Raw genomic sequence first — 25415 nt, forward strand, 5'->3', positions numbered from 1 at the left:
CAGATCTGAAGTGACCAGCTCACACCAATGCCCAGCCTGACGCTGGGCTTTTGCCATTTAATGGCAGTGGTAGTCGTTGGTTTTATGGTTGCGATGGCAACCTTTTGAATCAGTACCGCCGCTGTGCGCGAAGGCAGCAACGGACGTAATCGAAAGTAAAGCGGCGATCAAAATGGCGGACAGTTTCATCAGGGCTTGCTCCTTGCTCATATTTTATATCCGTGAGAGGTCTCACGCCCGGCAGCGTATGGCTAAGTGCCTTCACTGAGCAAGCTACTTCTCCGGGGACTCGATCAAAGGTCGAATGCTTATTTCTTGAGCTACTTCTGGCTCTGGTTTAGGATGAATTCATATCCCCCTAGGGGGGATACAAAATCATCTGAAAACGAGAACTCGTAGTTCTTCTATCTTCGGGAAATCTCAGTGACTAGATAGGCGCACGCGTTTCCTTTTGAGATTTCTCATGCTGAAAATCCTAGCCAACCGAACCTATCGCCATCTTTTCCTGGCTCAAGTGATTGCACTCGTAGGGACTGGCCTTGCCACCGTCGCGCTCGGTTTACTGGCGTTCGATCTAGCAGGCGCCCAAGCAGGTGCCGTTCTCGGCACGGCGTTGGCGATCAAAATGACCGCCTACATTGGCGTTGCGCCCATTGCAGCGGCTTTTGCAGAGCGCCTGCCTCGCCGAGCCATGCTGGTCTCTCTGGATCTGGTGCGGGCCGTGGTCGCGCTGGCTCTCCCGTTTGTGACTGAGGTTTGGCAAATCTACGTACTGATTTTCGTCCTTCAGTCCGCATCGGCAGCGTTCACTCCAACGTTCCAAGCGACCATTCCAGACATCCTGCCGGATGAAGACGACTACACGCGTGCGCTGTCGTTATCGCGCCTGGCCTACGATCTCGAAAGCGTCGCGAGCCCGATGCTCGCTGCCGCGCTCCTGACGGTGATCAGCTTCCACAACCTTTTCGCCGGCACGGTCATCGGCTTCCTCGCTTCTGCCGCCCTAGTCGCCACGGTGTTGTTGCCAAAGGCGAAGCAAGTACCACGACGCAGCATCTATGAACGAACCACCCGTGGCATGCGCATATTCCTAGCGACGCCCCGCCTGCGAGGGCTGCTGGCTCTCAACCTGACGGTAGCGGCTGCCAGTGCAATGGTCATCGTCAACACCGTGGTTCTGGTTCAGTCGCGCTTCGCTCTGCCCCAAAGCTCAACGGCATTGGCGCTGGCTGCGTTTGGTGGTGGTTCCATGATCTCGGCCCTGGTCTTGCCTCGCCTGCTGAAAAACATCAAAGACCGAACGGCCATGTTGTTTGGCGGAGGAATACTGGTCGTAGGCTTGGCCGTCGGCATCAACCTGACCACCTACAACTTCCTGCTGCCGTTGTGGATGGTGCTCGGGGTGGGCTATTCGCTGGCCCAGACTCCGAGCGGTCGCCTGTTGCGTCGCTCGGCACATGCCGAAGATCGCCCGGCGTTGTTTGCCGCCCAATTTGCGCTGTCCCATGCTTGCTGGTTGATTACTTATCCACTGGCGGGATGGCTGGGAGCCAACATCAGCCTCACGGCGTCGTTTGTTGGCCTCGCCGTGGTGGCAGGCAGTGCACTACTGGTCAGCATCGTGATCTGGCGCCCAGCTCATGATCAGGAGTCGATCAAACACACCCATGAGAATCTGCCGGGCGATCACGCGCACATCGACGGCCAGGACGGTGTGGATCACGAACACCCATACGTGATCGATGATCAGCATCGCCGATGGCCCAATAGGTGATCGCGAATTCCTAAGATTTGCTAAAGCTGGTGACCGGTATTCAGCCAAGCAACCGTAGCGCTTGCAAAGCGGCAAGGTGGCCCGGATAGAACCAATATCCCCATTGCCGCACCGGCCAGACCTTGAAGGTGAAGGTCTGACGCAGTAGCCAGAGTCCGATCAGCGGCGCCGCGAACGCGGTGCTCAAAGCCACCAATGAATAGACCTCCAAGTCCAGCGCCTTGGTTACGATGCTACTTCGCGTATTGCTCATCAAGCATAGAGCCGCAGGCAGCAGCCAAAGAACACCAGGGCCTTTGATTGCTATTAAGACAGCCGCTGGAACAAGCGCACCGTAGAAGCCGTACATCAGTGGATCATCCAGCACGTAGGCAATCGCGGCGGCCAATAACGCCATAGCACTGCTCAACAGGGTGCGATGCTGCCATCCCCAGGCAATCACCAGTCCCAATGCCAGCGTCACCAACACGTTGAATGACCCCGAAGAACTGATGTAGCGATACGGCACTTCTGAAATGGCGGCGAACACCAGCATCAAGGCAAGGTATCGACCATTCGCCGCCGTCAACAACTCGCCCCGTTTGGAGCGCGCCACGTTGGCCGCAATGGCGACACAGAACAACGGAAAGGAAAGTCTCCCCGGAATGAACAGGTTGCTCAACTCCGGCCACACCAACCGCAAGTGATCGATAACCATGGTCAACATCGCTAGCCACTTGATCAGATCCAGGCTATTGCTTCGGCTCTTGAGTGGGGAAAGCGGGACAGTAGGCATCGTCATGCCCACCCCAGCGTGACGGCGGTCAGCACGAGATAACGCAGGCCCTTGGCCAGGGTGACAATCAGCAGGAAACTCCAGAGTGGCTCGCGCATGACTCCGGCGACGACTGTCAGCGGGTCGCCAATGATGGGCACCCAGCTCAACAACAGTGACCAGCGCCCGTAGCGCAGATACGACTGCTGGGCCTTTTCTAACTTGCTCTCGCTCACGGGGAACCAGCGCTTGTGGCGGAATCGCTCAACGGAACGGCCCAGAAGCCAGTTCAGAGCGGAGCCAAGCACGTTGCCAACAGTGGCGACTGCCAATAGCGAAGAAACAACGTACCGGTCGGAGAGCAACATCCCGACCAGCACGGCTTCAGACTGCATCGGCAATAACGTCGCGGCACCGAATGCCGCCACGAACAGACCAATGTAGCTCGTGAGTTCAAACACGAAAGACTTGCCTCAAGCGTTCAGGCCGATCCAGCCATGGAAGCCCACGTACAGACCAACACCAATGATCAGCACGCTGGACAGGTACGGAGCACGACGAGCCACGGTGCCCAGCCAAGGCCAACGGTTGGAGGCCTGCTTAGCACCAATTGCCGCAGCAGCACCGACAGTGACCAAGGTGAGCGCCAATCCTATGCTGAAACACAGGACAAGCATGCCTCCCAGCGCGACTTCTTTAACCTGAAGACATAGCAACAGAACGGTAATGGCTGCCGGACAAGGAATCAGACCCCCAGTCAGGCCGAACATAACGATCTGGCCCGTGGTGACCTCGCGATTGGTGAAGCGCTTGCGGATATCGTTGGCATGCGCACGTTCATGCGCATCCTGGTAGCCATCAATCGACAACTCTAAGCCTTCCAATTCGGAATGAGCATGCCCGTGATCGTGTTCCTGATACTGGAGATCGTAATCATGGGAGTGACCTGCATGCCCAAGACTCAAGCGAGCACTGAACTCATGTGGTTCCGGAATATCGACCTTCGACTCCAGGAAGCCGTCGCGCTCAACGAAAGAGAACGATTGGCTGCTACCGTCCGGACGAGTAGTCATCAGGCGAACATCTGAGGCAGCCCAAGCGTGCCCGGTCAGTGTCTTCAGGCGCCAGTGCGGTGGCATGCCTTCCTCGAAGATCGACAGCTCAATGCGGCCATGGCCGGTATCGATTCGATGGGTCTCATCATGATGACCATGGTCGTGCTCGCCGTGGTGATGATCATCACCTTGCTCGAACTTGAACATCTGCTCGCCGCGCCAAGTACGCCAGAGCATCCATAGCGCAATCACGATAATCAGTGCAGAAGAGGCAAGCTGGAAGTACGGCTCAGTGGTTTGCGCATCCAGGCCTTTGCCCAGGTACATGCCGCCGATGGCGACCAACCACACCACTGCGGTATGCGACAACGTCGCGGCCAAACCTAACAAAACAGCCTGTTTGACCGAGCCTCGGATGGCCACGATGAAGGCCGCCATCATGGTTTTGGAATGTCCCGGCTCCAGGCCATGCAAGGCGCCGAGCAGGATCGCGCTCGGGAAATACAGCCAGGCGTGAGCCCCGCCTTGTTGCAGCAGTTCAGCAAAATTGGGCATGACAGACCTAGAGGTACTTGGTGATTTGCTTGAAAGCTTCCAGTGGTGCGCGTTCGCCATTGCCTAGCGCCGAAACGGTGTCCTCCAGGCAGTGATCAATGTGATCCTGGATGAGCGTACGTTTGGCCTGGCACACTGCTTTTTCAACCGCATGCAGCTGCTGGGCGATGTCCACGCACTCACGACCCTCTTCGATCATGGTGATGATGCCGCGTAAATGCCCATCCGCCCGTTTGAGACGTTTGATGATCGCCTCATGACTTTGGTGGGTGTGGGGATGGCTGTGTTCGTGTTCGTGCTCACTCATGACTTGAGCCTCAGGCCTCAATGAATTACGCTGGCATCCTATCCCCCCTAGGGGGATGTGGTCAAACGCGTAAAAGCCCTATAAACCGAGTTGAAACCCTAACGCCATGTTCAGCAGAACACTGACAACTACGGTGGTAATCGCGCTGGCTCTCGCCATGTTAGTGGCTTGGGCCGGGCATACCTATTCGTTATCAGTGGCGTCGAAACAGCCAGCCTGGGAGATCACGCAAGACGCCCATCACTCCCACGGCGAAGAGGCTTCATCCAGCTATTCGAGTCTTTCAGATCACTACCATTCGCCATTGACCCCTGATCACCAGCACGAAACACCGCAACTCACAGCGGCGTTGATGCTGGCGACATCCCCAATGCTATCCATCCGGGTCGATGCGCTTCGACACTCTGTTCCCCTGCCGCCGATATTCTTGATCGAGCGTCCACCCCGTCCTTCGTTCGCATCTTGACCTTGGCCGCACTGCGGCCTTCGATCTCTGCAACGTAGGATTGATCTATGCATCCGTACTCGATGAGCGGCGCCGGCGCGTTTACTACGCCTTTGCACCGCCCCGTATTGCTGTTGTTTTTACTTGTCGCTGCACTTTTCCTGGGAATGCCCGAGGCGATGGCTCACGCCGTAGCGGAAGGTGACAAAGGCTTCATCCAGGAAAGCTCCGGCGTCATGTTGCTGCCCTTCATCTACATGGGCGCCAAGCACATGATGACCGGATACGACCACCTGCTGTTTTTGTTCGGGGTGATCTTCTTCCTCTATCGCCTGAAAGACGTGGGGCTGTATGTCACGCTGTTCGCTGTAGGCCATTCGGTCACGCTGCTGCTTGGCGTACTTACAGAGGTCAGCATCAGCTCGTACATCATCGACGCCATCATCGGCTTCTCGGTGGTGTACAAGGCGCTCGACAACTTGGGCGCATTCCAGCGCTGGCTCGGTTTCCAACCCAACACCAAGGTGGCCACGCTGATCTTCGGCTTGCTCCACGGTTTTGGTCTGGCGACGAAGATCCAGGAGTACGAGATCTCGCCTGATGGCCTGATTCCGAACCTCATCGCCTTCAACGTCGGTGTTGAGATTGGCCAGTTGCTGGCCCTCAGCGCGATTCTCATTTTGATGGGTTATTGGCGGCGCACCGGCAGTTTCTGGCGCCACGCCTATACCGCCAACGTCGCCATGATGAGTGCCGGTTTCCTGCTGATGGGTTACCAGATCACCGGCCTGTTTGTCTCCGTGTAAGGAATTCTGACCATGTTTAATACTCCGCTTCCGACTGTTAATGAATTGCCAAGCACTCGCAAACTGGTGCGCTCCACTGTTATTGCCCTGCTGACTGCGGTCGGCCTGCTGGTGACAGTGGTTATGCCTTCGGAATATGCCGTCGATCCAACGGGTGTGGGCCGAGCACTGGGACTGACCCAAATGGGCGAATTGAAGATCATCCTTGCTCAGGAAGCTTTGGCGGATGCCGCGCCACCGCAAGCTGCTACTCCAGCTCCAGCTCCAGCTCCGCAGGTTGCGCAAGTCCAGCCTATTGCGAAACCTGTTACTCAGCCGGCGCCCACACCCACTTCAGCTTTGAAGACTAATCAAATGAGCGTCACGCTCAAGCCAGGTGAAGGGACGGAAATAAAGCTCGAAGTCTTGAATGGCAAGTCTGTTAGCTACGAATGGACTGCGGTTGGCGGGCCTGTGAACTTCGATACCCATGGCGAACCTTACAACGGTGAGAAGGGTTACTTCCACAGCTACAGCAAGGGCAAGCAGGTCAAAAGTGACAAGGGTGAATTTACCGCCATTTTTGACGGCACCCATGGTTGGTTTTGGCGTAATCGCAGCAACAGCGACGTGACCATCGCACTGAAAACAACCGGCGATTACTTGAGCGTCAAACAGTAATTCGAAACAGCGATGGCTGTCCTACTGCCGAAAATTCACCGTTCAGCCTGCCCCCAGACCATTTATCAACTTTTGAAGAGTCCTTCCATGAAAACCCCAACCACTCTGGTTCGTTCTATGCTCCTGATCTGCTTCTTCGGCCTGATGACGGCATGCGGTGGTGGTGAGAAAGTAGAAACCTCCGACAAAGCTGAGCACGGACATTCCCACGAATAACCCCATAAAAACAAGGCCGCAAATGCGGCCTTGTTTTTTCTGCGTGACGAAAAATTTTTGCCTGACATCCTGCAAAAAAATGACTGTTTTGGGTCGATTGCTGGTAGTCACGTATGGCAGCTAATGGCCGATCAGGGTCGGCCAGCGGGCTGGTCAAATCCGACGCAAGCGACTGGTCAAGTCGAATGCAAATGGGTGGTCAAGTCCATGCAATTACTCAGCGGCGACAGTTGGATGCCAATAGGGGATCTGTGAGGCCCCTGGCTTATCCAAGACAATCGCCACGCTTTGCTCGGCCCGTGTGACCGCCACATAGAAATCGGCTGCGGAGAGGGGCAGGAGATACTCCCCTTTGCTGATGAACTTGCCGATAGGTTCGGTTGGATAAATCAGCACGCGGTTGAAGGTCTGCCCTTTGGATACCCCAAAGTTCATGTAGTTGAGGTCGAACTCCGTCCCCGAGCGAATGCTGTTGCGCAGGCACTGGGGTTGGAATGTCTCAACGTACTGACGGACGTGAGTCTTTCTCACGAGGAAAACGCCGTCGTGGGGTGTGATCGCGTGATTCTGTGAGGTCGTTTCCGGAAACTCCCAGATTGCCTCGAAGATGGTGTCGGAAAAGGTAGCTATTGTCTGGCAGCACCTCCATGTGACAGAGCTGTAGTTGATTTCCAGGCGGCCTGCTTTCTGCTGTTTTTTGAACCATGCAATGGATTTCGAGTAGGCAAAGGCCTTCTTCATTTGACCACGAGGATTGGTGGACAAGACTGCCTGCCGGACGTCCCCGACGAGCCGTATCTCAATGCGTGTGCCGAACAGCGCCTCCAGGATGTCCCAGTCGTAACCTGAAAGATCCTGAACCTCGTCGATGAGTATTTCGTCGTAAAGGCATTCGAGGCGTTGAATCAAGGCCCCGCCGCTTTGGCCAATCAGTTGGTGGGCCAAGCGTGCTAATTCCTTCGCATACACACTGTCCGACGAATCGAAAAATCGATTCTCACCGCTGGCATATCGTCCTGGATCACCTTCGAAATTGAAGCCCCTGCAGCGCTTGCCGGGGAAGGCGAATGGGACGAAGGGTTTGACGAAATGACGCAGCAAAAAGCTGAACCAGCCAGAGACTTCCAAGCCGGGTCGGTCTCCGGCATACCGCCTTACGCGCTCGCGCAACTCGATCTGATTGGCCTGGGCGAAGGTGATGAGCAGAACTTTGCGATCGGCTGCTAATGCTTTGCAATGCTCCACCAGGCCTTGAGTCTTGCGAGCACCCGCAACTGCCAGGGTCAGGTAGTTTTTAGCCATGAATGAACGCCGCAGCCGCAGCCATATATGGTGGCGGTGTGACCGTCTCCTTGGATTTGGCGATGAGAAGTGCTGCTTCCGTTTTTTCTCTCGACATCCATTTCTCAAGGCTGGCCCTATCAGTGGCCCCAAGAATATTGCGCAGAGACTCTTCGCTGTTGCACGCCCTCAATTGTGGTTCCAATGTCCTGCCCGCTTCCTTTGCACCAATAAAGAGTTCGCGCTTTCCTGTTTCGAGCAGTTCGCTGACAGTTTCCTTAAGGGTTTCTGGGTCTTCCCCGTCGTTGTCTCGAAGCACTGCAACTGGGCGATCGATGGCAGTACACAGTTCCAGGCAGCGCTTCAATGTCAGTCCGTGCATGCTCATCACATCAATCCCCAGCTCCATCGGGTGCTTACCGTAGAGGTCTTTGAAGAAGCGCTCAAACAAGATCTCGTCCGAGGGGCCTTCCACCAGGACGAGCTTGTGAGCCAGTACCATACGCAACGTGTCGAAGCCTGGCAGCTTTTGGAAATAGCCGACGGTGTCCGGATCAAGCGTCTCGATGTGAGATGCCTTGCCGCGATGCAGGAGGAGCAAGGAGCTCAGGCCGAGCCGATTTAGCACATAGGCACTGTGAGTCGAGATGAACAGCTGACGCTCGCCTGCAGCTTCCTCGATGCGCGACAGCAGCGTGGTCAAACTCGTATGCGACAGATGGTTTTCTGGCTCTTCGATCATCACGATGCTGGTGTGCTCGGACAGGCGCTGCATGGCCAGCGAAATCTTGATTGAGGCTTGCTGCCCTTGGCCTGCCAGCGCGAAAGGCACATGATCCACATGTGGTGTGACCGACCCCTCCCAGGAGGATTGAGCGCTTTGATCCATGGCCAGGGCCATCACCTGGTTATCCAGTGGCGCTCGAATATCCTTGAGGCGATCATTCACGCCACCCAGGGAGTTAGAGGTCATGGACTCTTTGATCTCGCGGTAATGCTGGGATATCTTGGCTTTCTCGCCCGGCTCCAAGTGGTCACTTAGGATTTGGCGCAGGTGGTAGTCGACGCCCGAGGTCGAGCGGACGGTACGGGAATCGATAGTCGCTACGGCTAGCTGCCGGGGGCGCCTAGTCAGTACTTCATCCCCAAAGGTACGCCATTCAATCTTGTAGTACTCGACGGGGATCAGCGCGCTGGGGTTGATACGCCACTGGGTAAGTTCCTCGTCATATTCAGGGTTGGGAATGACCTTGAATGAGATGCCAGGGCAGGCATTTGTCTTCCTGTCGCTATTGATCGCGCCACAGAGGAATTGCAGCTCTGGCCGATTTTCGAGGAAAAGCTCAATCAGAATTTCTGGTAGAGCTGGGTTTTCATCCCAATCGCAATTATCTAGAAATTGATTAACCAGCTCTTTGTTGAACCAATAGGGGTTCAACTCCTCCTGAGCGGAGCGACCACCGATACGCCCGTTGAGCGCGAGACCAATTGCCTCCATCAGGGTCGACTTCCCCGCGTCATTACCGCCCACAAGGATGTTGAGATCCCTGTTGGGCAGCAGCGTGAAGTCGCCGTAGATCCGATAGCCCTGGATTTTGATCTTCGTGATCATCTGCTGTCCTTACATGGAAGGGATGTCCGATTAGTCGGTGCATTACTCATAGTGGAGCTCACCAAATAGTCCGATCATGAGGTCGCCGTCCAGGATCTCAAAAGGTAGGGTGACGTACTGATCTCGATGGCGAGGTAGCGCCTTTCCATCGTGCGGTGCGTTCTTCGTGTGCCCTTGAACCTTTTCCCCGTTCTCCTTGATATAGGGAAGCACGACGATCCGGCCATGGTTCTTGGATAAGATCGTTCCCTCGTACCACAAGGTGTTTCCTTCATCGCTGCTGGACTCGCCACCCGTGTTTTTCAGCACCCACCGTGGCACCCCGTCGTCCTCATACCAGAACACGAAGCCACCGCAGACCACTACTCTCTGGCCGCGCATCCTCGCCTCGGCAAGCATTTGCTTGACGCTCGCTAACTGCAGCAGCTGATTGGCCCTGGGAAGAAGCAGTGCCCGAATCTGTGCTTTCGTTCTCCCCCAGTGATCTGCTCCCGAAAGACCGAATCCTTTGGCTGTCACCTCTCGCAGGCAAATCTGCGAGCGTTTGGGAGACAAGGCTCCGATCTGTTCCCACGTCTGGTCTTCGGTACGACGAAGGCACATGTTGAATCTCGGGATGGCAACTATCTCCAGGTAAGGAGCGCGCTCAAGCTCCTGGTAGAGGGGTTGTCGCAAGCTTTCCATCGTATTGTGCAGTTCCAGCTCCTGCATGTTGGGACGGGGCAAATGGGCGTTTCGCTTGATTGCTTCGCGCTCCATGAGCTCTTCTTCTGCGTGGATGCGACGCGCTGCTGTCAGGGCCTTCTCGACTTTTAGGGCGGTCGAGCTCTGAAGCACAGGATCCGGTACCGCCTGAGCTACCAGTTCACTGGTTCGGCTGTTGAATTCGTCCGCAGCTTCTATGGCCTCCTCGTAGGAGGTGAAAACAGCCGCCCTCGCATGGCCACTGCCGTTATCGTAGGAGTAGCGCTTCCAGGACAGCTGAGACTCGGGGAAGAGCTTGAGTGCCCGCAACTGCCATGTCCATCCGATGCTGAATTGCCGGAACGGAAGGACGGCCAGGGTGGGCATTGAGTGGTATGGCATCTGATCTAGGCGCATCGACTCTCCCTGCTTTATTGCGCCTTAGCGTCTGCGGAAGCGCTGGAGCTTAGTCTGGGGAGATAGATTCCCCCGACATTATGGATAGCACATTGCCAGGGTGAGTCAACTTCTTGGCTGCAGGCCCCGTATTTCGGGGGCTTCAGGAGAAAGGGAACTGCGGGCGGGACTTAAAAAAACTGGTGGTTTATCCAGCATTAGGGGTTGCGCAGGTAATGTGCAAAAGCTATAATGCACATATACCAAGTTGCTTGGAAGGCATTACAAGTCAGCGTAATGTGCAGTAAAGGTGGGGGGTGAAGTTCCTGGGCCTGCCGTACAACACCGCCGCGTTGGCGTTGCTGACCCACATGCTGGCCCAGCAGTGCGACCTGATCCCCCACGAGATCATCGTCACCACCGGCGACACCCATGCCTATAGCAACCACATGGAACAGATCCAGACCCAGTTGGCGCGTACGCCGAAAAAACTGCCGGAACTGGTGATCAAGCGTAAGCCTGCCTCGATCTACGACTACAAGTTCGAAGACTTTGAAATCGTGGGCTACGACGCCGACCCAAGCATCAAGGCCGACGTGGCTATCTAAAGCCTGTTGCGGTCAGAAACTGTGGGAGCTGGCTTGCCTGCGATAGCGCAGTGTCAGGCGACATCAATGTTGCTGGCACACCGCTATCGCAGGCAAGCCAGCTCCCACATGGGTTCGGTGTTCGCTTGAGTTAGTGGCCGTGGCTTCTGCCCACATGCGAAGGCTCGGCCTCGCTGGCCGCAATCCCTCCGCTGACTTCCAACTGCTGCAAGATCCCGCACTGGGTCCCACCGCCGCAACGTTGGCGCAGGTCCAGCAGTTGCTCCTGCAAGGCCAACAACCCGTCGATCCGCGCTTTCACATGGTGGATATGTTCGTCGATCAAGGCATTCACGCTTTCGCACTGGTCCTGGGGGCTGTCGCGCAGCCCCAGCAGGCTGCGGATCTCTTCGAGGGTCATGTCCAGGCTGCGGCAGTTGCGGATAAAGGTCAGCCGCTCGGTGTGCGCCTGGGTGTACACCCGGTAGTTGCCGTCGGTGCGGGCCGGGGGTGGCAGCAGGTTTTCCTTCTCGTAATAACGGATGGTTTCCACCGGGCAATCGGTGAGTTTGGCCAGTTCGCCGATCTTCATCGCAGCAATCTCCAAATGGGTGCTTGACCCTATAGTGGCTACAGGGTCTTTACTTGGCAACAGGCACCTTTACGGACGCGACCTGATGAGCCACTCCATTCATACCCCGCACAAGCACGACCACAAGCATGATCACGATCACGATCACGCTCATGACCACGGCCATGATCATAAACATGACCATGGGCCCGCCAAACTCACGCCTGTGGATAACCACGGCCATTCCGGTTCCTGCTGCTCCGGCGCTGCCGGGCCTGCCATCGTGACCTTGAGTGAAGCGCCCACCGCCGGCTCGCGCCTGAGCACCTTCCGCATCGAAGCCATGGACTGCCCTACCGAGCAGACGCTGATCCAGAACAAGCTGGGCAAGCTTGCTGGCGTGCAGCAACTGGAATTCAACCTGATCAACCGCATCCTCGGCGTCACCCATGACCTGCCGAACACCGCGCCGATCATCGAGGCAATCAAGTCCATCGGCATGCAGGCCGACCCTATCGAAGAAGGCAGCCCCGCCGCCGCGCCGCCCGCCAAGAAGCATTGGTGGCCGTTGGCGGTGTCGGGCGTGGGCGCCCTGGGTGCCGAGGTGCTGCACTTCACCGGCGTGGCGCCCACCTGGGTAATCGCACTGGTGGCGCTGGTGTCGATCCTCAGCGGCGGCCTTACCACCTACAAGAAGGGCTGGATTGCCCTGAAGAACCTCAACCTCAATATCAACGCGTTGATGAGCATCGCGGTGACGGGGGCGATCCTGATTGGCCAGTGGCCGGAAGCGGCGATGGTGATGTTCCTGTTCACCGTGGCCGAGTTGATCGAGGCCAAGTCCCTGGACCGCGCGCGCAACGCCATCAGCGGCCTGATGCAGATGACCCCGGAACAGGCCACGGTGCGCCAGGCCGACGGTTCCTGGCTGGAACAGGAGGTCAAAAGCATTGATCTTGGCGCGATTGTGCGGGTAAAGCCTGGCGAGCGCATCGGCCTCGACGGTGAAGTTACGGCCGGCCAGTCCACCATCGACCAGGCTCCGATCACCGGGGAAAGCCTGCCGATTGAGAAAGCCCTAGGCGATAAAGTCTTCGCCGGCACCATCAACCAGGCCGGTTCCCTGGAGTACAAGGTCACCGCAGCGGCGAACAATTCGACCCTGGCGCGAATCATCCACGCCGTGGAACAGGCTCAAGGCGCACGGGCACCGACCCAGCGGTTTGTCGACAGTTTCTCCAAGGTCTACACCCCGGCAGTCTTTCTGTTTGCCCTCGGTGTGGCGGTGATTCCGCCGCTGTTCATGGCGGGCGTGTGGTTTGACTGGATCTACCGCGCCCTCGTGCTGCTGGTGGTGGCCTGCCCTTGTGCCTTGGTGATCTCCACCCCGGTGACCATTGTCAGCGGCCTGGCAGCGGCGGCGCGCAAAGGCATCCTGATCAAAGGCGGCGTGTACCTGGAGGGCGGCTACAAGCTCGACTACCTGGCCCTCGACAAAACCGGCACCATCACCCACGGCAAACCTGTGCAAACCGACTACCTGCCGCTGTTCCCGAACATCGAAGACAGCGCGCCGGCCCTGGCCGCCAGCTTGGCATCGCGTTCCGATCACCCGGTGTCCCTGGCAATTGCCAACGCGGCTGTGGATAAAAACCTGTCGACTCACGCTGTGGATAACTTCGAAGCCCTGGCCGGGCGCGGTGTGCGGGGTGATATCAACGGCCAGACCTATCACCTGGGTAACCACCGCCTGGTGGAAGACCTCGGCCTGTGTTCCGAGGCCCTGGAAGAAAAACTCTTCGCCCTGGAAAAACAAGGCAAGTCCGTGGTGTTGCTGCTGGACAAGTCCGGCCCGCTGGCGCTGTTTGCCGTGGCCGACACGGTCAAAGAAAGCAGCCGCGAAGCCATCCAGCAATTGCACGACCTGGGCATCAAGACCCTGATGCTCACCGGCGACAACACCCACACCGCCCAGGCCATTGCGGCCCAGGTCGGTATCGACCAGGCCCAGGGCGACCTGTTGCCCACCGACAAATTGCAAGCCATCGAAACCCTCTATGGCCAGGGCCACCGGGTGGGCATGGTCGGTGACGGCATCAACGACGCCCCGGCCCTGGCCCGTGCCGAGATCGGCTTTGCCATGGCCGCGGCGGGCACTGATACCGCCATCGAGACCGCCGACGTGGCGCTGATGGACGATGATTTGCGCAAGATTCCGGCTTTCATTCGGTTGTCGCGGCAAACGTCGAGTATCCTCAAGCAGAACATCGCCCTGGCGCTGGTGATCAAGGCGATCTTCCTGGCCGTCACGTTCATGGGCATGGCGACCATGTGGATGGCAGTCTTCGCCGACATGGGCGTGAGCCTGCTGGTGGTGTTCAATGGCCTGCGCCTGGTGCGCAAATAGCGGATGAGAGGGTGGTGTGCTGAGTGCTGAGTTAAAGGCGTTTTTCATGGTCGCCCGCCTGGGCAGCATTACCCAGGCGGCGAAGAAACTCGGCCTGAGCCAGCCCACGGTGACCACCCAGATTCGCAATTTGGAAAGCCAGTATGGCGTCGAGTTGTTCTACCGTGGCGGCCGCCGCCTCACCGTCAGCGACGAAGGCGCGCGGCTGTTACCGATGGTCAAGGCGTTGTTGCAGCAGGAAGCGGATATCGAGTTTTTCCTGCGCAACAACGGCCAGGTCCAGGGCGCGCTGAGGATTGCCGCAACGGCACCGTATTACATCCTCGATCTGGTCAAAGCCTTTCGCGAGCGCCTGCCCCAGGTGGAAGTGTCGGTGGAAATCGGCAACTCCCAGCAGGTGCTTGAGGCGCTGGACGATTACCGCGTCGATGTCGCGGCCTCGTCGCAATTGCTGGAAGACGCCCGTCTGATCCGCCGCGTGCTGGGCACGGACCCGCTGGTGCTGGCGGTGCACCGCAACCACCCGTTGGCCAAGCTTGATCACGTACCGTTGAACGCGCTAATCGGGCATACCTTGCTGATGCGTGAAGCGGGCTCAACCACCCGCCGGCTGACGGAGGAGATGTTGAAGAACGCCGGCGTGGGGTACGGGCCGTTGCTGGAGATTGGCAGCCGTGAGTCGATTCGCGAGGCGGTACTGCGCAATATCGGCATCAGCATCATTGCCCGCCAGGAAGTGCCCCATGACCCGCAGTTGCGCGTGCTGACCATCGAGAATGCGCCGCAGATTCCGGAGTATCTGTATTGCCTCAAAGAGCGCAAAGGTGCGCGCCTGCCGGCGGCTTTCCTTGGCCTGGCCCAGGAAATGTCACCCCTCTGATCGTTCCCACGCTCCGCGTGGTAACGCCGCCCAGGACGCTCCGCGTCCGTGACGCGGAGCGTCACTAGAGACGTTCCCACGCGGAGCGTGGGAACGATCATGAGTCCTACACAAATCCACCAATACCACTATCACCTCCTTTTGCCTTTCTGCCACACCAGCTACGCATTCCCTCCCTAGCATGGCCTTCATCCGTTCGATGAGGTGCCACCATGCACACAGCCCTGACCCAACCCGGCGCACCGATGAAAGTGCGCGGGATCCAGAAACGCTTTGGCGCCTTCACCGCGCTGGACAACGTGTCCCTGGACGTCGCCGCTGGCGAGCTGGTGTGCCTGCTGGGCCCTTCCGGTTGTGGCAAGACCACACTGCTGCGCTGCATCGCCGGCCTGGAGCGCCAGGACAGCGGTGAGCTTTACCTGGGCGAGCGGGACGTGTCCCTGCTGCCACCCCAGGCGCGGGACTACGGCATCTTGTTCCAGTCCTACGCGTTGTTTCCCAACCTCAGCGTTGAAGCGAACATCGGCTATGGCCTCACCGGCAGCGGCCGCGATGAAGTGCGCAAGCGGGTCGCGCAGATGCTCGAACTGGTCGGCCTGGTGGGCAGCGAAAAGAAGTACCCCGGCCAACTCTCCGGCGGCCAGCAACAGCGCGTCGCCCTGGCCCGCGCACTGGCGCCGGCGCCGTCGTTATTGCTGTTGGATGAGCCGATGTCGGCCCTCGATGCCCGGGTGCGCGAGCACCTGTGCACTGAACTGCGCCAACTGCAGCGGCGCCTGGGCATCACCACCTTGATGGTGACCCACAACCAGGACGAAGCCATGTTGATGGCCGACCGCATTGCCGTGATGAACAACGGTAAGGTCGAGCAGTACGCCACGCCCCAGGAAATTTACGACCGCCCGGCCACGCCGTTCGTGGCGGAGTTTGTCGGCCAGGGCAACTGGTTGCCGTTCAGCCGTAACAGCGCCAGCCATGCCCAGGTGGGCGGGTTGAACATGCGCCTGGCTGAGGACGCCGGTGTCGCCCAGTCCGGCCGCTTGTTCTGCCGCCCGGAAGCGATCTGCGTCAACCCGCCGGTGCACGAAGAAAACCTGTTCCCGGCCAAGGTTCGCGAGATCACCTTCCTCGGCAACCGCTGCCGCATGAGCTTTGAGCTGGAGCAGTTGCCAGGCCATCCGTTGCTGGCTGAACTGGCGCCGGAAGCCATGCCGCGCTTGGGCGCCCAGGACATCTGGGTGGCGTTGCCGCCGCGCAGCCTGCAGGTGTTTGCCTGAGATGGGGGCTGTGATGACATTGCCGGTACCGCGTCAGGTGTCCCGCGCCGAGTGGGGCGACCGCCTCTTTGTGGTCGGCGGCAAATGGCTCTGGCTGGGCCTGTTGGTGGTGGCGGTGCTGTTGCCGCTGTTGGCGATCTTCTGGCGCGGCTTCAGCAGCGAAGCCGGGCAGGGCGGTGGCCTGGTGGCCGCACGCGAACTGCTGAGCAGCGCCAACTTCCACTGGTTGCTGGGCAATAGCCTGAAAGTTTCTCTCAGCGTGGCGGCCATCGTCGTGCCGCTGGCCTACTTGTTTGCCTATGCCCTGCAACGCACGCTCATCCCCGGCAAGTCCATCTGGCGCGGCCTGTCATTGCTGCCGTTGATGGCACCGTCGATGCTGCCGGGCATTGCCCTGGTCTATCTGTTCGGCAACCAGGGCCTGCTGCGGGGTTTGTTCTCGGAGAATATCTACGGGTTCTGGGGCATTGTGCTCGGTGAGGTGATCTACACCTTTCCCCATGCCTTGATGATTTTGCTGTCGGCGTTGTCCCTGGCGGATGCGCGCTTGTTCGACGCCGCTTCGAGCATGGGCGCCAGCCCGGCACGGGCGTTTCGCAGCATTACCTGGCCAGCCACGCGCCAGGCAGTGTTCGCCGCATTCTGCCTGGTGTTCACCCTGACCATCACCGACTTCGGAGTACCGGTGGTGGTGGGCGGCGATTACCAAGTGCTGGCGCTGGAGGCCTACAAGGCTGTGGTGGGCCAGCAACAGTTCGGTCGCGGCGCGTTGATCGGCATGGTGTTGCTGCTGCCGGCGCTGTTCAGCTTTGGCGTAGATGCGTGGTTGCGCCGTCGGCATGGCGACGCGATGAGCGGCCGCGCCCAGGTGTTCCAGCCGGCGCCATCGCGGCTGCGCGACGGGTGCTACCTGGCCATCGTGCTGCTGATCTGCGCGGCGTTGCTGCTGGTGTTCGGCATGGCGGTGTACTCCTCGCTGGTGAAATTCTGGCCGTACAACCTGTCGCTGTCGCTCAACCACTACCAGTTCGAAGACACCGCCGGCGGCGGCTGGCTGGCCTATCGCAACAGCCTCACCATGGCGCTGTGCACGGCGTTGATCGGCAGCGTGCTGATTTTTACCGGCGCCTACCTGATGGAAAAGACCAAGGGCCAGAAAAACCTCAACCTGGCGCTGCGCATGCTCAGCTTTGTGCCGATGGCCGTGCCGGGCCTGGTCCTGGGGCTGGGCTACGTGTTCTTCTTCAACCTCAACGGCAACCCGCTGCATGTGTTGTACGGCAGCATGGCGTTGCTGGTGGTGTGCACCATTGCCCACTACCTGACCACCGCGCAGATGACCGCGACCACCGCCTTGCGCCAACTGGACGCCGAGTTCGAAGCCGCCGCGCTGTCCCTCAAGGCGCCGTTGTACCGCCACTATCTACGCGTCACGGTGCCGATCTGCCTGCCGGCGCTGCTGGACATCCTGCGCTACCTGTTTGTCTCGGCGATGACCACCGTGTCGGCCGCGATTTTCCTCTACAGCCCCGACACCATCCTCGCCGCCGTCGCCGTGCTGAATATGGACGATGCCGGCAATGTGGGCGGTGCGGCGGCCATGTCGACCCTGATCCTGTTCACCTCGGCCAGCGTCTCGCTGCTGCTGGCGTGGGCCTCACGTGGCGCGCTGCGCCGCTCCCAAGCCTGGCGCCAGCGCGCACCCGGCCAATAAACATCCCTGAAGGAGGTGCTCCATGTTCAAGCCCCTGGCGCTGGTCGCTGCAGTCCTCACGGCATTCAGCCTGAATGCTTTGGCCAAGACCGAGTTGACCGTGTACACGGCCCTTGAAGCCGAGCAATTGAAGACCTACAAAAAAGCCTTCGAACAGGCCAACCCCGACGTCGAGATCAAGTGGGTGCGCGACTCCACCGGCATCATCACCGCCAAGCTGCTGGCCGAGAAAGACCGCCCCCAGGCTGACGTGGTATGGGGCCTGGCCGCCTCCAGCCTGGCGATCCTCGATCAGCAAGGCATGCTCGACAACTACGCGCCCAAGGACCTGGACAAGATCGGCAAAAACTACCGCGACGCTGCCAACCCTCCGGCCTGGGTCGGCATGGACGTGTGGGCTGCCACCATCTGCTTCAACACCGTCGAAGCCGAGAAGCAGGGCCTCACCAAACCAATAAGCTGGCAGGACCTGACCAAGCCTGAGTACAAGGGCAAGATCGTGATGCCCAACCCGGCGTCATCGGGCACAGGCTTCCTGGATGTCAGCGCCTGGCTCCAGACGTTCGGCGAGAAGCAAGGCTGGCAGTACATGGACGACTTGCACCAGAACATCGGCCAGTACGTTCACTCCGGCTCCAAGCCGTGCAAGTTGGCCGCGTCCGGTGAGTTTCCGATCGGTATTTCCTTTGAATACCCGGCGGTTCAGCTCAAGCGCCAGGGCGCGCCGCTGGACATTATCCTGCCCAAGGAAGGCCTGGGCTGGGACATCGAAGCCACCGCCGTGATCAAAGGCACGGCCCATGCCGACGCGGCGAAAAAACTCGCTGACTTCTCCGCCAGCACCGCGGCGATGGATCTGTACAAGGACAACTTCGCCGTGCTCGCCCAACCGGGGATCGCCAAGCCACAGACCGAATTGCCGGCGGACTACGAGCAACGGTTGATCAAGAACGACTTTGTCTGGGCTTCCAAAAACCGTGACAGCATCCTGGCCGAATGGCGTAAGCGTTATGACGGCAAGTCGGAAAAACAGTAACCGATCGTTCCCACGCTCCGCGTGGTAACGCCGCTCTGGACGCTCCGCGTCCGCTTTTTAAGGTCGTGACGCGGAGCGTCACCGGATGAATTCCCACGCGGAGCGCGGGAACCAGAGGACAGTATGAGTAGTGATCTGTTAGTCGTCGGCGCCGGCATCCTCGGCCTCTCCCACGCCTATGCCGCCGCCAGGCGCGGCCTCAAGGTCAAGGTGTTCGAGCGCAGCGCCACGCCATTGGGCGCCTCGGTACGCAACTTCGGCCAGGCCTTGGTCACCGGTCAGCCGCCCGGGCCTATGCTGGACCTGGCGCGGGAAAGCCGCGAAATCTGGGGCCAGTGGGCGCAAGCGGCAGGCCTGGCGCTCAAGCGCAATGGCGCCTACCTGTTCGCCCGTACCGAAGCCGAAGAACATCTACTCGAAGCCTTCTGCGCCGGGCGCGCGCGGGAGCACGGCTACAACGTCGAGCTGCTGCAAGGCGCGGCCATGAACGACCTGTACGCTGGCCAGTTCCGTCATCACCGCGCCGCGCTGCATGGCAAGGACGACCAGCAACTGTATTCCCGCGAGGCCATCCCGGCGCTGATCCATTACCTGAGCCAGGCGCTGAACGTGGAGTTTCATTTCTCCACCCTGGTGCGCGAGGTGGAACCGGGCCAGTTGCACAGCACGGCGGGCAGCTTTCGCGGCGAGCAGATCATCGTCTGCTCCGGCCACGATTATCAGACCCTGCTGGCCGACGCCATCGCCGCGCTCAACCCGCAAACCTGTCGCCTGCAAATGCTGCGCGCCCGGCCGGTGCTCAATCTGAACCTGCAACATGCCTTGCTCACCGGCTTAAGCTGCGTGCACTACGGCGCCTTTGCCGACCTGCCGGAAGCGGCCGCGGTGCAGGCGCAGATCCTGCGGGAAACGCCGTACCTGCACGAGCACGGCATTCACCTGTTGATCAGCCCTACGCCCCATGGTGAGTTGATCATCGGTGACTCCCACCATTACGACAGCGATCCGTCGCCCTTCAACGCCGAGCAGGTGGATGACTGGCTGATCGAACTGGCGCAACAGACCCTGGGTTGCAAGGTCCAGGTAGTCGAGCGCTGGCAGGGCGTCTACGGATCTCGTGGGCCTGGGCCGTTTTCGTTTGTGCAGGCGGCACCCGGCGTCAGCGCTGCCTTGATGCACACCGGCGTAGGGATGAGCGTAGGGCCGGCGATGGCCGAGCGTAATATCAGCACGCTGTGGGGCGCGACGCGATGAACCCGGAACAGGCGATTGTCCAGGTGTTTGGTTTGTACGAGCAGCATGGCACGGCTGACTACATCGGCGAGCCGGTGTCGCAAATCGAGCACATGTCCCAGGCCGCGCAATTGGCCATGGCCGAAGGGTTTGACGAGGAGGTGGTGTTGGCGGCGTTCTTCCACGACATCGGCCACCTCTGCGGCCAGGGCGGCGCGAACATGGGCGGTTATGGCGTGGTCAGCCACGAGCGGCTGGGCGCCGATTACCTGCGCCGCGCAGGCTTCAGCGAACGCCTGGCCAGGCTGGTGGAATACCACGTCCAGGCCAAGCGTTACCTGACCTTCAGCCAGCCGGACTATCTCGCCCGCTTGAGCCAAGCCAGCCGTCGCACCCTGGGTTACCAGGGCGGCGTGATGAGCGCCGAAGAGGCCCGGACCTTTGAGCAAGACCCGTTGTACGCCGTGAGTTTGCGTATGCGCCACTGGGACGAGCAGGCCAAGCAAACGCAGGTGCCGGTGTTGGATCTGCAACTGCTCAAAGCCATGGCCGCCCGACTACTGGCCGCGTAGACAGGCCTTACACACATCGCAGATACGCCGCCTGGAGCCTCGATAGCCCCCGCACTAAGGTGCTTGCTTCTTAGCCAAGGGAGCAACGCAGATGCGCTATTTGAAGGTTGTTGCACAGGATCAAACGGGAGATGGCCGGGCGAATACGGTGCGGCTTCAGTTCTACCAAGGTACGCCACGCAATCAGGACGAGTTGCTCAATGAGGCCGTGGCCTATGACTTCACCTCAGACGCAAAGGTCGATTACAGCAGGGGAGACGTTACCAATGACGGTCAGGAAAACAGTCTTGATCGAGCGTTGTTGGATCAATTTGCCAATGCCTATTTGAAGATCAATTGGATGAATCGCGGCGCCAGTACCCGGCTTTACATGAAGATATTTTCCGAAGACTTCTATAAAGACGGCACCCCCGACACCGTGCGCCTGCACTTGCATAAAGGCCCAGGGCTGCTGAGTTCGGACGCTCAGGTGTCTTGGAGCGCCGCCTATGATTTTGATAACAACGGTGAACTTGAGTGGAACATTCACGCCGACATCAACTGCGATGGCGTCATCGATGACGTTGATAAGCACTTGGTCCAGCAATTGGCTGAGCTTTATTTGAAGTTCAATTGGCACACACCTGAGCCCTTCGACGCCAAGGTTGTGGATATCAAGGCACATTGATCCAAGGAAGGGAGCACGTGATGCGCTATTTAAAAGCCGCTGCCCAAGACAGAAGCGGCAATGGAAAGGCGGATACCGTCTTTTTGCATTTCTATGAACGCGGCGCCGGCGGCTTCGATGAGCTGGTGCATGAGGCGTTTGCCGTTGATATGAACGGCGATGCAGACGTAGATCTTCAAACCGTTGTCGATATTGACGTTGAGGGCAAAAATATTGTCATCGATCGCCAACGGCTCAAGGTGTTCGCCAACACTTTTCTGAAGCTGAAGTGGTTTAACAGCGGCGAGAGCTGGAAGCGCAGCTTGGTGGTGGTCGCCGTCCATGAATACGAAAAAAGCCCGCCCAATGGGGTGAAACTCAATTTTCTGGAACGGCGTAGCGCTGTGCGTAAACCGACGCTGGCTTATCAGGCGTCAGCCTATGACGGCTACGGGAATGGTGAGCTGGAATGGTTCAGCCATACCGATATGGATAAGAACGGCGTGGTTGATCAGGCCGATAAAGAACTGATCCGCTCCCTGTGCAGCAGTTTCCTCGCATTCGCCTGGTACACAGACAGCACCGTTTGACGCTGCTTACTGAGCGCTCAAGGCACGAGCCCCGGTTCATTCAGTTGCACCGACAATGCCTCGACCTGTTCCTGGCGCTCGGCCTGGCTCAGTTTGGCGTGTGGGTTGAGGGACGACCATTGCGGGTAGGCGCGGGCCTTGTTCAGGGCGTCCGGCAGCTTGCCTTCGCGCCAGGTTTTGTCCTGGGGCGTATCGACCTTGATGCTGTGCATCGCCGCATGGCCGCGCAGGTTCAGGGCCTTGAGCAGTTGGCGTTGGCGCAGGGCGAGCAGGCGCAGCACGCTGTCATCGACGGTGAGTTCGCGTTGGCCCTTGATCTTGCCCATCAGGCGGCTGCCATAGCTGCGCGCGGTTTGCAGCGCACCGCCGGCAATCGCGCCTGCCAGGGCCGCAGCGCCGAGTGTCAGGCCGCCGACCAGGAGATCCACGCCCGCACCGGCCGCCGCGCCGGCGGCGATCCCGCCACCCACGCGCACGCCCAGTTGCTTGAGGGTTTCGGGGTTGAACAGGTCGTCGCCCCAGCGCCCGTCCAGCAACGGTAAGTCGCTGGCGGCGGCGTCCTGTGGGCGAAAGCCGAACAGTTTGAGCAGGGCTTCGACGCACTTTTGTTCGCGCTGGCGCACGGCCTTGCGTAAATCACTGATGGCCTGGGGCTCATCTTCGGTGGTCACGCTGCGGCGGCAGGCGGCGCAGTCGATCAGCAATTCGGCGATCAGCCGTGCCGCGCTTTGCTGGCGAGCCTGGCGCTGGGCTTCTTGGTCGAGGATCAGGCGTTCCAGCTGGGGGCGGGCGTTTTCCAGCAGCAGGGCCAGGCTTTCATACAGGCGGCGCTCGCCGTCTTCGGGCGGTGCCACGCTGTCGAAACGCACCAGCGCATGCAGGCCGAGGCGGGCCAGGGCTTCGCGCCAGTCTGGTTCGCGGTGGTCGCTGCTGCTGACAAAGTTGAGCACCGGCAGCAACGGCTTGCCGCAACTGGCCAGCACTTGCAGCTCGTCGCGGTACTTGGCCAGCACCGGCTCGCGGGCGTCGATCACGTACAGGCCGGCATCCGAGGCGAGCAATTGGCGCAGCACCTTGGCTTCCTGTTCGAAACGCTGGCGCGCTTCGCTACCTTCCAGAAAACGCGCCAGCCGCGCCGGGCCATCCAGGCGTTCGCCGGGGCGGTCGAGGCGTTCCAGGTAATCGAGCAGGGCGATGGCGTCTTCCAGACCGGGGGTGTCGTACAGCTCCAGCAAGGCTTCGCCATCTACCGATAGGCGCGCACCTTCCACGTGCCGCGTGGTACTGGGGCGATGGGACACTTCGCCGAAGCCGACATCGCGGGTGAGGGTGCGCAGCAGTGAGGTTTTGCCCACGTTGGTGTGGCCGACCACGGCGAGTTTCAGCGGTTTAGTCATGACCGGCCTCCAGCCAGCTTAGCGGCGCGCAATCGGCAAACGACACCTCAAGTTGTTGCAGCGCGGCATGCCAGTCGCCCAGGCGCTCGGCGTCCAGCGCCTGGCCTGGCGGCGCCTGCAACAGCCATACGCGGGTGTCGGTGGCGCTGCGTGCCAGCTCGGCGATCAGCGCCAGGCTGCCACGGTCGGGCGAGCGGCGCGGGTCACAGGCGATGGCCAGGCGCGCGGGCGGGAAGCGACTGAGTTGTTCCAGCAATTTGTTGCGTGATTCGCGGCTGTCGAGGATGCCGGCATTCTTGACGTTGGCGGGCAGTTTGGGCGGCCAAGGGTGTTGGTCGTCGAGTTCGATGGCGACCAGCAACGCACCGTCGCTCTCCAGCTCGCTCACGCCGCCGCTGACCTGGTGCAGGTGTTCGGGTGCCACATCGTTGACCCCAAGGCGCTCGCTGCTGGGCATCAGGCGTTCGCGCAGTTGGGCGTAGCCGGGCAGGTTGAGGTCCAGGCGCAACGCTGCACGCCCGCGTTTCCAGCGCCACAGGCACAACAGGGCGAGGATCAATCGCGGCAACAGGCCGTAGACCAGCAACACGCCCACCAGCCAGGCGGCCCAGGCCTGGCGGGCGCTTTCGATATTCAGCGCGGAGTCGCCGCTGGCGCGGATCATCTCCACGGTGGGCACATTGAAACCGAGCAGAGCCGGGAGTGTGCCAAGGGCCTGGGTCACGGCGACAAAGGTATCGGCGCCGAGAATGGTGGTTTCCCACACAAACCCGTAGCGGCGGGTGGCGAGCAGCGTCAGCAGGATCACCAGGGCGCTGAGCAAGGCCAGCAACCACAAGCTGTTGACCAGCACACCCACCGCCCAGCGATTGAGTTTTTGCCGTTGCAGCAACAGCAACAACGCCGGGGCCAGTTGTGCGGCCTTGGCATCACGCGCCAGTTTCTCGCTGAGCCACAACCACAGCCGCCCGAGGCTGGCGCTGTGTTCGCCGGCAAACAGCAGGCCCAGGGCCCAACTGACCAGCAAGATAAGATTCAGGCCGAGCAGGCTGCCCAAGGCCCAGAACACATTCACCGGGGCCAGGCCATTGCCCAGCGCGGCGAACGCCAGACCGGCGCCGCTGATGACGGCGACCACCGCCAGTAACACCAGCGCCAGGCGTGCGCCTTGCAGCCAGCGGCTGAGCGCGGCGGCCAAACCATCGCGCTCGGCCAGATGCAGCGCACGCTGCTGGATGCGCGTGGGCAGGTCGCCCCCGGCGGTGCGGGCCAGGCGGTTGGCTTCCAGGTCTTCCAGGGGGCCGGCGTGTTCTTCACGCAGGCGCACGGTTTCGGTCAGCCAAAGTCTGTGCAGCGGGTTCAGTGCAGTCACGCGCCGTCCTGTCGTGTTGATGAGGTTGGAGCATAACCGCTGGCTCGCCGCTCTGGTATTCTCGTCGCCATGAAAAAAACTCTCCCTTTAAGCCTGATCGCAGCCCTCGGTGAAAACCGTGTGATCGGCGTCGACAACAGCATGCCCTGGCATTTGCCGGGGGATTTCAAATATTTCAAGGCCACCACGCTCGGCAAGCCGATCATCATGGGGCGCAAGACCTGGGACTCCCTGGGCCGACCGCTGCCGGGGCGCTTGAACCTAGTGGTCAGCCGTCAGACCGATCTTGTGCTGGAAGGTGCGCAAGTGTTTCCGTCATTGGAGGCTGCGGTAGAGCGCGCTGAGGAATGGGCCAGGGAGCAAGGCGTGGACGAGTTGATGCTGATCGGCGGCGCGCAGTTGTATGCGCAGGGGCTGGAACAGGCCGATCGCTTGTACCTGACCCGCGTGGCGCTGAGCCCGGAAGGGGATGCGTGGTTTCCAGAGTTTGATAGTAACCAGTGGAAGCTGGTGTCGAATGTCGAGAATCCAGCCGAAGGTGATAAACCGGCCTACAACTTCGAAGTGTGGGAGCGCAACTAGTGTAGG

Annotated in this window: 25 protein-coding genes and 1 pseudogene; 15 read left to right on the plus strand and 11 right to left on the minus strand. The window is 59.8% G+C overall.

Going from position 1 to position 25415, the window contains the following annotated elements:
* Positions 1-57: 57 nt before the first annotated feature.
* Positions 58-189, minus strand: a complete 132-nt coding sequence (locus V8689_RS01710) for a YHYH domain-containing protein (protein ID WP_096144211.1) — start codon at positions 187-189, stop codon at positions 58-60.
* A 274-nt stretch (positions 190-463) separates the two neighbouring features.
* On the opposite strand from V8689_RS01710, the gene V8689_RS01715 reads away from it, so the two are divergent.
* Positions 464-1774 (plus strand): MFS transporter, encoded by a 1311-nt coding sequence (locus V8689_RS01715; protein ID WP_042561599.1) that lies wholly within the window; start codon positions 464-466, stop codon positions 1772-1774.
* Between the two features lie 40 nt (positions 1775-1814).
* On the opposite strand, the gene V8689_RS01720 is transcribed toward V8689_RS01715, so the two are convergent.
* From V8689_RS01720 to V8689_RS01735, 4 genes are read right to left on the minus strand one after another with little or no spacing between them, the layout of a single operon-like run.
* Positions 1815-2555, minus strand: a complete 741-nt coding sequence (locus V8689_RS01720; protein ID WP_080896070.1) for a TraX family protein — start codon at positions 2553-2555, stop codon at positions 1815-1817.
* Positions 2552-2989, minus strand: coding sequence for a YqaA family protein (locus V8689_RS01725; RefSeq protein ID WP_042561598.1), 438 nt, complete (start codon positions 2987-2989; stop codon positions 2552-2554). The genes V8689_RS01720 and V8689_RS01725 overlap by 4 nt, the downstream gene beginning before the upstream one ends.
* Before the next feature lie 12 nt (positions 2990-3001).
* Positions 3002-4138 (minus strand): nickel/cobalt efflux protein RcnA, encoded by a 1137-nt coding sequence (locus V8689_RS01730; RefSeq protein WP_042561597.1) that lies wholly within the window; start codon positions 4136-4138, stop codon positions 3002-3004.
* Positions 4139-4145: 7 nt separating this feature from the next.
* Positions 4146-4445 (minus strand): metal-sensing transcriptional repressor, encoded by a 300-nt coding sequence (locus V8689_RS01735; RefSeq protein ID WP_032894820.1) that lies wholly within the window; start codon positions 4443-4445, stop codon positions 4146-4148.
* Between the two features lie 513 nt (positions 4446-4958).
* On the opposite strand from V8689_RS01735, the gene V8689_RS01740 reads away from it, so the two are divergent.
* The 3 genes from V8689_RS01740 to V8689_RS01750 all read left to right on the plus strand — a co-directional run bounded on the left by V8689_RS01740 (position 4959) and on the right by V8689_RS01750 (position 6572).
* Complete coding sequence (locus V8689_RS01740) at positions 4959-5696, plus strand: HupE/UreJ family protein (protein WP_042561596.1); 738 nt, start codon at positions 4959-4961, stop codon at positions 5694-5696.
* 12 nt (positions 5697-5708) lie between these two features.
* Positions 5709-6356, plus strand: a complete 648-nt coding sequence (locus V8689_RS01745) for a hypothetical protein (protein WP_042561595.1) — start codon at positions 5709-5711, stop codon at positions 6354-6356.
* Positions 6357-6443: 87 nt separating this feature from the next.
* Entirely contained in the window at positions 6444-6572 is a 129-nt protein-coding gene (locus V8689_RS01750; RefSeq protein ID WP_256244056.1) for a hypothetical protein, read from the plus strand.
* A gap of 213 nt (positions 6573-6785) precedes the next feature.
* Here V8689_RS01750 and V8689_RS01755 read toward each other — a convergent pair whose 3' ends face one another.
* The 3 genes from V8689_RS01755 to V8689_RS01765 are packed head-to-tail and all read right to left on the minus strand — an operon-like array spanning position 6786 to position 10566.
* The gene (locus tag V8689_RS01755) at positions 6786-7874 is read right to left on the minus strand and encodes a UvrD-helicase domain-containing protein (RefSeq protein ID WP_042561594.1); all 1089 of its coding nucleotides are present in this window, start codon (positions 7872-7874) and stop codon (positions 6786-6788) included.
* The gene (locus tag V8689_RS01760; RefSeq protein ID WP_042561593.1) at positions 7867-9465 is read right to left on the minus strand and encodes an ATP-dependent nuclease; all 1599 of its coding nucleotides are present in this window, start codon (positions 9463-9465) and stop codon (positions 7867-7869) included. Before V8689_RS01760 ends, V8689_RS01755 begins: the two co-directional genes overlap by 8 nt.
* A 42-nt stretch (positions 9466-9507) precedes the next feature.
* A complete protein-coding gene (locus V8689_RS01765) occupies positions 9508-10566 on the minus strand; it encodes a hypothetical protein (RefSeq protein ID WP_042561592.1) in 1059 nt (352 codons plus the stop codon).
* Between the two features lie 302 nt (positions 10567-10868).
* Between V8689_RS01765 and thyA the strand changes: the two are divergent.
* Positions 10869-11153 (plus strand): annotated as a pseudogene (gene thyA / locus V8689_RS01770) (thymidylate synthase); the annotation flags it as partial.
* 130 nt (positions 11154-11283) lie between these two features.
* Here the strand turns inward: thyA and cadR are convergent.
* The gene (cadR, locus tag V8689_RS01775) at positions 11284-11724 is read right to left on the minus strand and encodes a Cd(II)/Pb(II)-responsive transcriptional regulator (RefSeq protein WP_056783108.1); all 441 of its coding nucleotides are present in this window, start codon (positions 11722-11724) and stop codon (positions 11284-11286) included.
* Between the two features lie 85 nt (positions 11725-11809).
* Here cadR and V8689_RS01780 point away from each other — a divergent pair, with 85 nt between their 5' ends.
* From V8689_RS01780 to V8689_RS01820, 9 genes are all read left to right on the plus strand, one after another.
* The gene (locus V8689_RS01780) at positions 11810-14110 is read left to right on the plus strand and encodes a heavy metal translocating P-type ATPase (protein ID WP_056783105.1); all 2301 of its coding nucleotides are present in this window, start codon (positions 11810-11812) and stop codon (positions 14108-14110) included.
* Between the two features lie 16 nt (positions 14111-14126).
* Positions 14127-14990 carry a LysR family transcriptional regulator gene (locus V8689_RS01785; protein ID WP_056783104.1) on the plus strand — a complete coding sequence of 288 codons (864 nt, stop codon included), beginning with the start codon at positions 14127-14129 and terminating at the stop codon, positions 14988-14990.
* A gap of 212 nt (positions 14991-15202) precedes the next feature.
* Positions 15203-16267 carry a putative 2-aminoethylphosphonate ABC transporter ATP-binding protein gene (locus tag V8689_RS01790; RefSeq protein WP_032894664.1) on the plus strand — a complete coding sequence of 355 codons (1065 nt, stop codon included), beginning with the start codon at positions 15203-15205 and terminating at the stop codon, positions 16265-16267.
* Position 16268: 1 nt separating this feature from the next.
* Entirely contained in the window at positions 16269-17981 is a 1713-nt protein-coding gene (locus tag V8689_RS01795; protein ID WP_014720359.1) for a putative 2-aminoethylphosphonate ABC transporter permease subunit, read from the plus strand.
* Between the two features lie 22 nt (positions 17982-18003).
* Positions 18004-19017, plus strand: a complete 1014-nt coding sequence (locus tag V8689_RS01800; protein WP_056783102.1) for a putative 2-aminoethylphosphonate ABC transporter substrate-binding protein — start codon at positions 18004-18006, stop codon at positions 19015-19017.
* A 123-nt stretch (positions 19018-19140) separates the two neighbouring features.
* Positions 19141-20271 (plus strand): TIGR03364 family FAD-dependent oxidoreductase, encoded by a 1131-nt coding sequence (locus V8689_RS01805; RefSeq protein ID WP_056783100.1) that lies wholly within the window; start codon positions 19141-19143, stop codon positions 20269-20271.
* On the plus strand, positions 20268-20822 hold the full coding sequence (locus V8689_RS01810) for a phosphonate degradation HD-domain oxygenase (protein ID WP_056783099.1): 555 nt from the start codon (positions 20268-20270) through the stop codon (positions 20820-20822). Before V8689_RS01805 ends, V8689_RS01810 begins: the two co-directional genes overlap by 4 nt.
* A gap of 91 nt (positions 20823-20913) precedes the next feature.
* Entirely contained in the window at positions 20914-21489 is a 576-nt protein-coding gene (locus tag V8689_RS01815; RefSeq protein ID WP_056783097.1) for a hypothetical protein, read from the plus strand.
* A gap of 20 nt (positions 21490-21509) precedes the next feature.
* On the plus strand, positions 21510-22058 hold the full coding sequence (locus tag V8689_RS01820) for a hypothetical protein (RefSeq protein WP_056783096.1): 549 nt from the start codon (positions 21510-21512) through the stop codon (positions 22056-22058).
* Positions 22059-22075: 17 nt separating this feature from the next.
* Here the strand turns inward: V8689_RS01820 and V8689_RS01825 are convergent, their stop codons facing one another.
* Together V8689_RS01825 and V8689_RS01830 are read right to left on the minus strand one after the other, a co-directional pair.
* Entirely contained in the window at positions 22076-23455 is a 1380-nt protein-coding gene (locus V8689_RS01825) for a DUF3482 domain-containing protein (RefSeq protein ID WP_056783093.1), read from the minus strand.
* The gene (locus V8689_RS01830) at positions 23448-24827 is read right to left on the minus strand and encodes a DUF2868 domain-containing protein (protein WP_056783091.1); all 1380 of its coding nucleotides are present in this window, start codon (positions 24825-24827) and stop codon (positions 23448-23450) included. Before V8689_RS01830 ends, V8689_RS01825 begins: the two co-directional genes overlap by 8 nt.
* A gap of 69 nt (positions 24828-24896) precedes the next feature.
* On the opposite strand from V8689_RS01830, the gene V8689_RS01835 reads away from it, so the two are divergent.
* The gene (locus V8689_RS01835; RefSeq protein ID WP_056783089.1) at positions 24897-25409 is read left to right on the plus strand and encodes a dihydrofolate reductase; all 513 of its coding nucleotides are present in this window, start codon (positions 24897-24899) and stop codon (positions 25407-25409) included.
* The last annotated feature ends 6 nt before the right edge of the window (positions 25410-25415 follow it).

Source organism: Pseudomonas sp. AK181 (assembly GCF_051122975.1).
Classification (GTDB): domain Bacteria; phylum Pseudomonadota; class Gammaproteobacteria; order Pseudomonadales; family Pseudomonadaceae; genus Aquipseudomonas; species Aquipseudomonas lactis.